The following is a 12238-nucleotide window of genomic DNA, read 5'->3' as shown; positions in this document are numbered from 1 at the left end:
GCCGTATGCCCATGTCCAGTCGACGCCCCGGAGGCCCTACCCATGAGCAGCCCGCGCCCTCGGATCGTCTTCGGCCTCATGCCGTGGCCCGAGCGCCAGGCCATCGCGTCCGCCCTGCGCACCGAGACGGTCGGCGGGCTGGTCCTCCTCGCCGCAGCCGTGATCGCGCTGATCTGGGCGAACAGCCCGCTGGGCGACGTGTACGAGGCGATACGCGACTTCCACTTCGGCATACCCGCCCTCGGCCTGGACCTCTCCGTCGGGCACTGGACCGCCGACGGCCTCCTCGCGGTCTTCTTCCTCGTCGCCGGCATCGAGCTGAAGCGCGAACTCGTCGTCGGCGAGCTGCGCACCCCCGCCACCGCCGCCCTCCCGGTCATCGCCGCGCTGTGCGGCATGGCCGTACCCGCCGCCCTGTACGCGCTGACCGCGGGCCTCGGCGGCGGCAGCCCCGCCGGCTGGGCCGTGCCGATGGCCACGGACATCGCCTTCGCGCTGGCCGTCCTCGCCGTCATCTCCACGCACCTGCCCGCCGCGCTGCGCGCCTTCCTCCTCACCCTCGCCGTGGTCGACGACCTCGGCGCCATCCTCATCATCGCGGTCTTCTTCACCAGCGACCTGAACCTCTGGGCCCTCGGCGGAGCCTTCACCGCACTCGCCCTCTTCTACCTCCTCCAGCGACTCCGTATCCGCGGCTGGTGGTGGTACGTACCCCTCGGCATCGCGATCTGGGCCCTCATGTACAACAGCGGTGTCCACGCCACCGTCGCCGGCGTCGCCATGGGCCTCATCCTGCGCACCACCCGCGACCAGGACGAGAAGACCTCCCCCGCCTCCCGCGTCTCGCACCTGCTGCACCCCTTCTCCGCCGGAGTCGCGGTCCCCCTCTTCGCCCTCTTCGCCGCCGGCGTCAGCATTTCCGGTCCCGCCCTGGCACAGGTGTTCACCAGCCCCGAACCACTCGGCCTCGTCGTCGGCCTCGTCGTCGGCAAGGTCATCGGGATCTTCCTCGGCACCTACCTGGCCGCCCGCTTCACCAAGGCAGAACTCAACCCCGACCTGGCCTGGGCCGACGTCCTGGGGCTGTCCGTCCTCGCCGGCATCGGCTTCACCGTGGCCCTCCTCATCGGAGAACTCGCCTTCCCCGGCCAAGCAGTCGGCGAGCACGTCAAAGCAGCCGTCCTGACCGCCTCCGTCACCGCCGCGATCCTGGCAGCCGTACTGCTGCGCCGCCGCAACACCCTCTACAAACGCCTCTACGAGGAAGAGAACGTCGACGCGGACGCAGACGGCATCCCCGACATCTACCAGCGCGGCGAGGCCGAACGCCCCACCCCCCAGCACAACTGACCACCTCGGAGGCACGACACGATGGCAATCACCCTGCTCGGCCTCCTCGGGTGGACGTCAGCGGGACCCGTCGCCGCAGCCTGGGCCGTGTTCGCCGGCGCGCTCGTCGCCAACGTCACGGCGAGCGGCAACGACGTGCCGCCACCCGCGTTCGCCCATCAAGTGGACCACGCGGAAGGAGCGCGCGGATCCGGGGTGTAAGCGCAGTAGGTCCCCGTGCAGATGGTGCGGTCGAGGTGGTCTCCGAGTGCCGGACAGGCGTCGCGGAGGCGGCCGATGGCCTTGCGCACGGCCTGGGTGACGGCGGCCCGGGCCCGTTCGGAGGCCGCGCCGGCGTGCCGGTCCCGCCCGCCGAGTCCGACGGCCCGGGTGAGTTCGCTGATCAGGAATTCACGTTCGAGGCCGGTTTGTTCCTGCCTGGCGATGTCGTTGTCGGCGCGGGCGTCTTCGATGTCCTCCTCGATCTCGGCCAGCCGCCGCCGGTACGTCTGCTTGGCGCGGTCGTCCAACAGGGGGCCGAGGTCGCCGACGCGGGAAAGCCTGCCGGCGGCGATGGGATCATCGCTGTCGGCGGCGACCAGGTCGAGGACATGGAACTCCCGGCCCGGCGCGGCGAAGAGCCGGGCGAGGTGGTGCATTCCTTTGCTGTCCCGGACGGTCATGCGCCGACCGTCGAAGACGACCCTCCAGTAATCGCCCTCCCGGACGAACGTATCCGGCTCTGCCGTTCCCGCCTGGGCCTCATCGGTCGCGGGCGCTTGGGCGATCCGGTCGAGCTCGGTGCGCGCCGCCGACCGTTCGACGGCCTCGGCCCGGAGATTGCCCAGGGCGCGGTGGGCGTCCGCGAGCCGAAGCCGGCACTCGGCCGTCTCGTAGGGGGCACCGACCTCGGTCCAGGCCCGGACGGCATCAGCGAACGATTCCGACGCCCCGACCGCATCGCCTTCGGCAAGCAGGAGCTCGCCCCGGGCTCGCCGTGCCGATGCGGCGAGTGCGGTGCTTTCGAAGCGGATGGCGACCTCCTCGAGCTCACGGGCCGCGACCCGCGCCGTCTCCAGGTCGCCGCGGGCGACGGCGATCCTGGCCTGCGCGTCCAGCAGCGGTGCCCGCCGCAGCCCGGAGGTGGGGGGCAGTTCCTTCGACGGCACCGGCAGCGGACGGGCCAGCGCCTCCCGAATCGCGGCGGCCGCCATGTCGGCGTCGCCCCCGGCGAGCCGGACGAGCGAAGACCGGGTTCGGGGTCCCACCCGAGGCGATGGGCGGCGAGCAGCGCCTCTTCGGCTCCTGGAAGGTCGCCGCGCCGAAGCCGGATCCGGCCCAGTTCCGTCAGCGGCCAGCCCAGCTCGCGCCGCACGTAGGGACGCAGTTCGTCGCACGCCAGCAACACCTGCTGCTCGGCGTTCGCGCACTGGCCCCGCAGGCGCAGGATCTCGGCCCGGTGCACCCGGCACCGGCCGTGCAGACTGCCGATCGCGTTCGTGCGCGCCCACCGTTCCATCGCCTCGGTCCACTGCTCGGCGAGGTCGTACTGGGCCAGGCCCTGCAGGGCGCAGACCAGTTCGCAGTAGACGACTCCGGTCGACAATGCGTCGAGATCGCCGGCCATCACCGCCGTTCCGGCTTCGTCGAGAAGTTCCAGGCCCCTGTCGACGTCACCGTCGAGAATCACCAGCCGCGCCTGGGCCACCCGCCCGATCGCCGCTGCCGCCGGATCGGTGTGCGAGCCGGTCTCGATCGCCTTGTCGGCCCAGTCCCGTGCCGCGTCGAGGTCGCCGCTGAGGAGTCGCTCGAAGGTGCGCACCACGACGAACCATGCGTGGACGGGTGTCGCCGTCGCAGGGTCGAGGAGGCGTTCCGCGCGATGCAGCCACCCGCGTACCGGAGCCATGAGCGCGGTGTCGAACAGCAGGTGCATGGCGACCCGAACGGCGGCTCCGGCCGCGCCGTTGTCCTCGCCGAGCCGGAACAGCTCCTCGTGGAGCCGCTCCCAGGTCTCGATCGCGACGTCGAGGTGGCCTGCGGCATACGCGACGGCGGCGAAGTCCGCGAGCTCCGCCGGGCCGAGCCCGCCCGCCTCCCGGGCCTCCAGGTAGCCGGCGTAGGCCTCCACCCACGCTCCCCGGGCCGCGGCGTTCCGCGCCCGCCCCAGGGCGATCGCTTCGCCGGAGGTGTGGGCCACGGACGTTTTCCTTCCGTCCCGGGGCAAGTAGCCCTATCCTCCCCGACGGGTTCCTCCCGCTCGTCGCCGAACCGGAACTCACCGAGCGTTACCGTCTCATCACCCATCACAAGCGGGGCTGGAGCGGCAGCACCCACACCCCCGGGCCGGTCGGCGTGGCCGATCACGTCGCGGATGCCATCGCACTGCTCGACCACCTCGGCATCGGCCGTGTCCACGTGGCAGGGCACTCGACGGGCGGGGCGGTCGCCGCCCAGCTCGCCCAGGACCATCCCGACCGGATCACCACGGTCGCCCTGCTGGAGCTCTCCCTCCTGTCGGTGTCCGCGGGCGAGGCGTTCTTCGCGCAGGCCGCGCCGGCGTTCGAGGCGTACGCCGAAGGCGATCCCGAACGCGCCTTCGAACTGTTCGTGTCCCTCGCCGGCGCCCTGGACCGGGAACGCTGCCGAACCCTGCTCGACGCGCGTATGCCGGGCAGCGTGGCGCAGGGGGTCAAGGACGCCGACACACTCTTCGGAATCGAACTCCCCGCCCTGGCCGAGTGGCGGTTCGGCCCCGACGACGCCGCAGCGATCCGTCAACCGGTGCTGTCCGTACGGGGGAGCAACACCCAGCCGCTATGGGTCGACGTCGCCGAATTCCTCCGCTCGAACGTGCCCGGCGTCGAGGAGTGCGTCGTCGACGGCGTGGGCCATCTGCTCCACATCGAACGGTCCCGACCGGTCGCCGAAGCCCTGGCCCGGTTCCTGATCCGTCACCCGATGACACCCTGAGCAGGGGTGACCTCGTCTTCGAGCCGGTCGACGAGGATGATCGCCACGTCGTCCGCCAGGAAACCCTGCGTATGGCGGAGCAATGCCTGGCGCAGGCCCTCCAGGAACGCCTGGCGGGTGTGTCCGCGCATGGCCGCCATGGCCTCGGGCAGGTCGAAGAAGGTCTTCTCCTGGTCGCGGGCCTCGATGACGCCGTCGGTGTGCAACAGCAGCCGGTCCCCCGGTCCGAACGGATAGCTGTCGGTCCGCCCGGGAGGACCGCTGATGAACTCTTCGAGACCCAGCGGCGGCAGCGGGGCCGTGGGCATCAAGGACCGGACCGTCCCGTTGCGCAGCAGCAGTGGCGGCGGATGACCACGGTTGATCACCTCGACGTCGTGGCTGTCCGGGATCTGGGCCACGACCGCGGTGACGAATCCCTCCAGGCGGTCCACGTCACCGACGGCCCCGGCCCCGCCCGCGCCCGCGCCCGCGACGACGGCGTCCCGCCGCAGGGCCTCTCCGCAGTGGTTGACGACCTCCACCAGGTCGTCCTCGTAGTGCACGGCCTCCCGGAATGCGCCCAGCACGACCGCGGCGGCCCGTACGGCGGGCAGGCCCTTGCCCCGGACATCCCCGACGATCATCCGGACCCCGTACCGGGTCTGGACCGCGTCGTACAGATCACCGCCGATCTGCGCGCCCGACTCGGCCGCCAGGTACATGCTGGCTGCCCGTACGGGGCCCAGCCGGGCCGGCACGGGCCGCAGCAGGACGTCTTGGGCGGCCGTGGCGATCCGGCGGACCTGGTTGAGCTCGTTCTCCCGGCGCGTGCGCGCGGCGCGGCTCGTCATGAAGCTCGCCACCGTGACCAGGAACAGGGCGAGGAGGTTCGTGTAGACCTGCTGGCCACCCCAGGCACGGTTGTGGCTGGCGGTGATCACGCTGACGACGACGGCCACCCCGGCCGCCGCGAGGGTGCCCTTGGGGCCCATCGTCACCGCCGCCAGAGCGGGTGTCGCCACCAGCAGGGGGCCGGTGTACACGAAGTGTGCGGGCGTGAGCTCGACGAGGAGCACCAGCAGGGCGATCGCGAAGGGCACGCACTCCGCGAGGGCGAAAAGGACCTGGTGGTGGCCGCCGGCTCCCGGGGGCGAGCGCAGGGGCGCTCTCATGGGTACAGCCTGCCCCGCCCGGAGGCATGGCCGCCACTCAGGTTCACCGGTCCCCGCGGACGTCCGGCCGCTGCCGGCAGGGGGTAGGGATACGGAAACGGCGGGCCGCCCCCGCCGCCCCGCCGAGTCTGGAGCGCCGCACACCCCATGAGCACCAACCCCGTGGAGGCTCCCCGGATCTCCCGTCAGGAATTCGACGCCCTCTTCGCCTCGGTCCGTACGTGGGGCCGCTGGACCCCGGCCGACCGGGGCGCCTGGAACCGGGTCACCCCGGACCACGTACGACGGGCGGCCACCCTCGTCCGGGACGGTACGGCGGTGTCCATGGGGCTGCCCTGGAACACCCGGCCCGGCCCCGACAACACCAAGCCCGCCCTGCACTACATGTCCGACCTCGGTGACGTGGAGCCTCCGGAACCGGCCGCCCACAAGGACTTCCTCGCCGTCGACTACCACGGCAAGGGGGTCAGCCACGTCGACGCGCTGTCGCACATCGCCTACCGAGGGCTCCTCTACGGAGGCCACCCGGCGCGCGAGGTCATCGGCGCCGGCGGCGCCCGCTTCGGCTCGGTGGCGGCGCTGGGCCCGCTCGTCACCAGGGGTGTCCTCCTCGACCTGCCCGTCGTCCTCGGGGCCGACTGGCTGGAGCCCGGACACGCGGTCCGCGCCCGTGACGTCATCGCCGCCGAGCGGGCGCTCGGCGTCGGGATCGACGACGGATGTGCGGTGCTGCTGCGCTCCGGCCGGTTCCGGCGCCGTCGCGAACTGGGCCCGTGGAACGTCGACGCGGCGAGCGCGGGCTTCCACGTGGACGCGATGCCGCTGCTGGCCGAGCGTGCGATCAGTCTGCTCGGCGCGGACGGGGACAGCGACGTCCGGCCCTCCCCGGTCGAGGGCCTCCACTCTCCCGTCCACGCCCTCGCCATCGCGGCCATGGGGGTGCCCCTGCTGGACAACCTGGACCTGGAGGCGCTGTCCGCCGCGTGCGCCGCAGCGGGACGCTACGAGTTCATGATCGTCGTGACACCCCTCAACGTCCCCGGCGGGACGGGATCGCCGGTCAATCCGGTCGCTCTCCTGTGAGGCTTCAAATAGCCAGGAATATACTCAAAACGCACTGATGCAACTTTCATCGCACGGACTGCACGGACTGCACGGACCAGCTCGGACCCGCGCCGGCCAGGGGAAGTGATGCAGATGGGGGTGACGGGAGAGCAGATCGGTCCCGCACGCTCCCGTGAGCGGTTCCTGGTGGGCGAGCCGGTCGCGACCGGGGTACGGAATCCGATCCTGAACTCGTGGCTGCGCTGCCGGCTGCTGGGACTGTCACCGGACCAGACCGAGCTGCCCTACCGGGACGACTTCGATCCGGACAGCCGGCTCGTCCGTGCCGCCGGACCCGTCCTCGACCAGCTGCAGTCCCGGTTCTCCGGCAGCCGGATGAACATCTCCGTGGCCGACGCGAACGGCACGGTGCTCCAACGCCGCTTCGGCGAGCCCTCCCTGGCCCGGAGCCTTCCCCCCATCCAGAGCGTCCCGGGCTTCGTCTTCGCCGAGCGGTTCGCCGGGACCAACGGCATAGGCCTCGCGCTGGCCGAACGGGGGCCCATCCAGGTCTACGGCGCGGAACACTTCGCCGAACGCGCCCAGGCGAACGCCTGCTGCGCCATACCCATCCACGATCAGATCAGCGGGCGCATCGCGGGCGTGCTCTGCTTCGGCTACCCGCACGCCTACGAGCACCCCGCCCTCGCCGTCCTGCTCCGCCGGGCTGCCGCGACGATCGAGCGGCGGCTGACGCAACAGAGGTCGGCGCGCGAGCGCGGGCTGCTGCGGGCGTACCTCGACGCCGAGCGGCGCGCCCTGCCGGGCAGGGGCGTCCAGGACGGGCACTTCGCCGGTGCGACCGTCCCTGCCGGGTCGGCCGGGCTGGACGAACTGGACGAACTGGTCGGTCCGAAGCTGGACCCGCACGATCAGGCGATCCTGAAGGACAGGGCCTCCGAGCTGATCTCCTCCTCCCGGCAGGCGGCCGTCGACGTGGCGCTCCCGCACGGCCGGGAGGCCACCTTGCTGAGCCGCCCGGTCACGAGCCGCTCCGGGGTGGAGGGAATGGTCGTCGAGGCCGTGCTCAGGAGCAGCACCCAGCCGGTCCACCACCTCTCCGTCTCGCCCCGCGCAGGCTCCTCCCGCGCCGGTCCCTCGCGCGCCGGCTCCTCGCAGGCCGGTCCCTCCCACGCCGGTCCCTCCCGCTCGGGACCGCCGCCCGCCGGACCGCCGCCCGCCGAGCCGTCACCCACCGAGCCGTCACCCGGCACCGCCGAGCCTCGTCCCGCCACGGTCCGCGGCCTGGTGCTGGTGGGCGAGCCGGAAGTCGGGAAGTACGCCATCGAGGCGCGGCGCCGGCTGGAACTGCTGGCCGAGGCCAGTACCCGCATCGGCACCACCCTGGACGTGAGCCGCACCTGCCGGGAACTCGCCGAGATGGCGGTCCCGGCCCTGGCCGACTACGTCACCATCGACCTGCCCGAGGCGGTGCTGCGCGGGGACGACCCCGCCGGTCCCGGGACCGATCTCTACCGAACGGTGGTCCACGGCATCCGCGACGACTGCCCCTTCTACCCAGCCGGACGGCACGTGGAGCTCCGCCCCGGGAATCCCGTCATGCGCTGCCTGACCGAAGGGCACGCGTTCCTGGAGCCCGAGCTGAAGTCCGCGGCCGGCTGGATCGCTCAGGACCCCGACCGCGCCCGGCGGGTCATGGCGCACGGCGTGCACTCCCTCATCGCGGTCCCCCTGCTTGCCCGCGGGGTCCTGCTGGGCATCGCGAGCTTCTACCGCTCGCAGGACCCCGCCCCCTTCGGGGACGACGACAGCCGGCTGGCCCAGGAACTCGCCGCCCGCGCCGCCCTGTGCATCGACAACGCCCGGCGCTACACCCGGGAACACACCCTGGCCCTGGCGCTCCAGCGCAGCCTTCTCCCGCGCGGCATGCCCGAGCAGAGTGCCGTCGAGGTCGCCCACCGCTACCTGCCCGCCGAATCCGGGGTGGGCGGCGACTGGTTCGACGTCATCCCCCTGTCCGGCGCCCGCGTGGCCCTGCTCGTGGGCGATGTCGTCGGCCACGGACTGCACGCCGCCGCCACGATGGGGCGGCTGCGGACCGCCGCACGCAACTTCGCCGAACTGGAACTCGCCCCCGACGAGCTCCTCACCCACCTGGACAACCTCCTGGTGCGCCTGGACCGGGAGGAGGGCGACGACCCCACCACGGGCAGCACCGGCATCGTCGGCGCCACCTGTCTGTACGCCGTCTACGACCCCACCTCGCGACAGTGCACCATGGCCCGGGCCGGCCACCTTCCGCCGGCCCTGCTCCATCCGGACGGCAGCGTGCATTTCCCCGACCTGCCCGCCGGTCCCCCGCTGGGCCTGGGCGGTCTCCCCTTCGAGACGGCCGAGATCGAGCTGCCCCGGGGCAGCACGCTCGTCCTGTACACCGACGGGCTCGTCGAGGACCGCCACCGCGATATCGACGCCTCCCTCGACCAGCTGCAGGAGACCCTGGCCCACGTGGACCGCAGTCCCGAGGAAACCTGCCGGGCGGTCATGGACGCCATGGCGCCCGAGCATCCCTCGGACGACATCGCCCTGCTCGTCGCCCGCACCCGCACCCTGCCCGCCGACCGGATCGCGGTCTGGGACCTGGCGGCCGACCCCGCGCGGGTCTGCGACATCCGCGCCGCCGCGACCCGCCAGCTGGCCCACTGGGGGCTGGACGAGCTCGCGTTCGCCACCGAGCTGCTGCTCAGCGAGCTGGTCACCAATGCCATCCGCTACGGCACCGAGCCGATCCAGGTCCGCCTGATCCACGACCGCGCCCTGATCTGCGAGGTCTCCGACGGCAGCAGCACCGCCCCGCACATGCGGCGGGCCGCCACCACGGACGAGGGCGGGCGCGGCCTGTTCCTCGTCGCACAGCTGGCCCAGTCCTGGGGCACCCGCTACACCCCCCACGGCAAGGTCATCTGGGCCGAATGCGCGCTGGATGCGGCGTAACCACCGTCATTCACGTGATTGTCCCCCGGCCCCCATTAGCATCCTGCCTGTCCCGCCCCTCCCGAGAGGGGGATCCGAGGTCGGCCCCGGAGACGTCCGTGCATGACGCCCATGACACTTCCGGCACCTCGACGAGCCGCCCGCCCGGACCCTCCGGCGGGGAACCGCTCGTGCGGATACGCGGTCTCGGCAAGCGGTTCGGCGGCACGGTCGCACTGGACGCGGTCAGCCTCGACCTCCACCGCGGCAGCGTGCTCGCCCTCCTCGGCCCCAACGGCTCCGGGAAGTCCACGCTCATCAAAGTGCTCGCCGGGGTCCACCGGGCCGACGAGGGCGAGGTGACCGTGGCCGGGCACCCGCTCGGGTCCGCAGCCGCCTCCGGAAAGATGTCCTTCATCCACCAGGACCTCGGTCTGGTCGAGTGGATGACGGTCGCCGAGAACATCGCCCTGGGGACGGGCTACCCGCGCCGCCACGGCCTGATCTCCTGGCGACGGACCCGGGAACAGTGCGCCGAGGCCCTGCGGATCGTCGCCGGACACCTGGACGCCGACGCCCGGATCGCGGACCTCGCTCCCGCCGAGCGTTCCCTGGTGGCCATCGCCCGAGCCCTCGCGCGACGGACGGAGCTCTTCGTCCTCGACGAGCCGACGGCCACGCTCCCCGCCGCGGACTGTGCCCGGCTCTTCGACGTGCTGCACACCCTGCGCGACCGGGGGCACGCCGCCTTGTACGTCAGCCACCGGCTCGACGAGGTGTACCGGGTCGCCGACACGTTCGCCGTCCTGCGCGACGGCCGCCTCGTCAGCTCAGGACCGCTCGCCGGGTACGGTCCCGCCCGTCTGGTCCATGACATCGCGGGCGGCGTACCGGCCCGGCGCGGGGCTGCCGCCGCCGTGCCCACCGGCCGCCCTCCCCTGCTGAGTCTCGACGCCGTGACGACGCGGCGGACCCGGCCCATCAGCCTGGATCTGGCGCCCGGGGAGATCCTCGGCATGGTCGGGCTGACCGGCGCCGGCCACATGCACCTGGGCCGCGCCCTCGCCGGCGCGCTGCCCCTGCTCGGCGGGCGGGCACTGCTCGACGGCCGGCCGTACCGCCCGCGCACCGTGGCCGCCGCCCTCGGCCGGGGAGTCGGCTTCGTGGCCGCCAACCGCCAGGAGGAGGGCTGTGCCCCCGATCTGACGGTCCGGGAGAACTTCCTGGCCAACCCCCGGGCGGCCGGTGTGCCGGCGTGGCGGTGGCTCGGCCCCCGGCGCGAGCGGCGCGAGGCCGCCGCCCTGATCGAACGGTTCTCGGTGCGCCCCCTCGACAGCGAGGTGCCCATCGTCACCCTGTCCGGCGGTCATCAGCAGAAGGTGGTGCTCGGCCGGTCGCTCCGCGGGCCGCTGCGGCTGCTGATCCTGGAAGAGCCGACCGCGAGCGTGGACGTCGGCGCCAAGGCGGCGATCCACCGGTTGCTCGACGAAGCGGCCGCCGAGGGCCTGGCGGTCCTGCTGGTGTCCACCGACTTCGAGGAGGTCGCGGACCTCTGCCACCGCGCTCTGGTCTTCGTACGCGGATCGGTGGTGGCCGCGCCGACGGGCGCCGCCCTGACACCCGCCGAACTCACCCGTGCCGCCTCGGCCATGCCACCGATCACCGGAAGCACGACGGCCCTGTGACCCCCTGGTCCCCGCGCGGGCACATCATCGGGAGCTACGGCCTGCCGGCCTTGGCCGCCGTGCTCTTCCTGGTCTTCTCCGTCGTCCTGCCGGACACCTTCCCCACCCGGGACAACGTCTCGTCGATCCTCTCCAACCAGTCGATCCCCGCCCTCCTCGCACTCGGGGCGACGATCCCCATCGCCATCGGCAAGTTCGACCTGTCCCTCGGGTACGGGCTGGGCCTGGCCCATGTGCTGGTGTTGTACCTCATCGTCGAGGAGGGAACGCCCTGGCCGCTCGCCGCTCTCGCCGTCGTCCTCGGCGGGGCGCTGGTCGGCGCCCTGAACGGTGCCGTCGTCGAATTCGCCCGGATCGACTCCCTCATCGCCACGCTCGGCACCGGCAGCATCATGTACGCCCTCACCGGATGGCTCACCGACGGCAGCAGGATCGTTCCCGGCCCGGAAGGCCTGCCGGCCTCGTTCACCGGCCTCTACGACGCCCGGTTCCTCGGTCTGCCGGTGCCCGCCTTCTACGTCCTGGCCGCCGTCGTCGTCCTCTGGGTGGTGCTGGAACGGCTGCCGTTCGGCAGATACCTGTACGTCGTCGGCTCCAACCCCCGCGCCGCCGCCATCATCGGCATCCCCACCCACAGGTACTCCGTCTACGCCTTCGCCGGATCGGGCCTGGTCGTGGGCATCTCAGGGGTCCTGCTCGCCGCGCAGCAGCAGATCGGCAACCCGAGCGTCGGCCTGGACTACCTGCTGCCCGCCTTCGTCGGCGCGCTGCTCGGCTCCACCACGATCAAGCCCGGCCGCGCCAACGCGCTCGGAACCCTGGTGGCCGTCAGTGTGCTCGCCGTCGGGCTCGCCGGGATCGGCCAGCTCGGCGCCCAGTTCTGGGCCACGCCGCTGTTCAACGGGGGCACTCTGCTGTTGGCGGTCGGCCTGGCCGGCTACGCGGCCAGGCGGCGGCTGCGCACGCGGGCCACGACGGACCGCAACCCGCCCGACGAACCTTCCGGGCCATCGGCGGCACGGGCAGCCGAAGCCCGATAGACCCAGCAACTCCCGGTCA

Annotated in this window: 8 protein-coding genes; 6 read left to right on the top strand and 2 right to left on the bottom strand. The window is 72.5% G+C overall.

Annotated features, from left to right (window positions below; all coding sequences use genetic code 11):
* Nucleotides 1–42 precede the first annotated feature (42 nt).
* A complete protein-coding gene (gene nhaA, locus MTF69_RS35595; RefSeq protein ID WP_243340515.1) occupies nucleotides 43–1350 on the top strand; it encodes a Na+/H+ antiporter NhaA in 1308 nt (435 codons plus the stop codon).
* Nucleotides 1351–1508: 158 nt separating this feature from the next.
* Here the strand turns inward: nhaA and MTF69_RS35590 are convergent, their stop codons facing one another.
* Nucleotides 1509–2597 carry a hypothetical protein gene (locus MTF69_RS35590; RefSeq protein ID WP_243340514.1) on the bottom strand — a complete coding sequence of 363 codons (1089 nt, stop codon included), beginning with the start codon at nucleotides 2595–2597 and terminating at the stop codon, nucleotides 1509–1511.
* Between the two features lie 769 nt (nucleotides 2598–3366).
* Between MTF69_RS35590 and MTF69_RS35585 the strand changes: the two genes are divergently transcribed.
* Nucleotides 3367–4302, top strand: coding sequence for an alpha/beta hydrolase (locus MTF69_RS35585; RefSeq protein WP_279346689.1), 936 nt, complete (start codon nucleotides 3367–3369; stop codon nucleotides 4300–4302).
* On the opposite strand, the gene MTF69_RS35580 is transcribed toward MTF69_RS35585, so the two are convergent.
* The gene (locus tag MTF69_RS35580) at nucleotides 4284–5456 is read right to left on the bottom strand and encodes a PP2C family protein-serine/threonine phosphatase (protein ID WP_243340513.1); all 1173 of its coding nucleotides are present in this window, start codon (nucleotides 5454–5456) and stop codon (nucleotides 4284–4286) included. The two genes, MTF69_RS35585 and MTF69_RS35580, sit on opposite strands and share 19 nt — an antisense overlap.
* Before the next feature lie 147 nt (nucleotides 5457–5603).
* Between MTF69_RS35580 and MTF69_RS35575 the strand changes: the two genes are divergently transcribed.
* The 4 genes from MTF69_RS35575 to MTF69_RS35560 all read left to right on the top strand — a co-directional run bounded on the left by MTF69_RS35575 (nucleotide 5604) and on the right by MTF69_RS35560 (nucleotide 12219).
* Nucleotides 5604–6539: a cyclase family protein gene (locus MTF69_RS35575; protein ID WP_243340512.1), complete on the top strand. Its 936-nt coding sequence runs from the start codon at nucleotides 5604–5606 to the stop codon at nucleotides 6537–6539.
* A gap of 114 nt (nucleotides 6540–6653) precedes the next feature.
* Entirely contained in the window at nucleotides 6654–9515 is a 2862-nt protein-coding gene (locus MTF69_RS35570) for a SpoIIE family protein phosphatase (protein ID WP_243340586.1), read from the top strand.
* 98 nt (nucleotides 9516–9613) lie between these two features.
* Nucleotides 9614–11179: a sugar ABC transporter ATP-binding protein gene (locus tag MTF69_RS35565; protein WP_243340511.1), complete on the top strand. Its 1566-nt coding sequence runs from the start codon at nucleotides 9614–9616 to the stop codon at nucleotides 11177–11179.
* Nucleotides 11176–12219, top strand: coding sequence for an ABC transporter permease (locus MTF69_RS35560; protein ID WP_243340510.1), 1044 nt, complete (start codon nucleotides 11176–11178; stop codon nucleotides 12217–12219). The genes MTF69_RS35565 and MTF69_RS35560 overlap by 4 nt, the downstream gene beginning before the upstream one ends.
* The last annotated feature ends 19 nt before the right edge of the window (nucleotides 12220–12238 follow it).

The sequence above is a fragment of the Streptomyces sp. AP-93 genome (assembly GCF_022808175.1).
In the GTDB taxonomy this organism is placed as follows: domain Bacteria; phylum Actinomycetota; class Actinomycetes; order Streptomycetales; family Streptomycetaceae; genus Streptomyces.
Note: the sequence above shows the minus strand (reverse complement) of the source record. Positions and strands in the feature narration are given on the sequence as shown.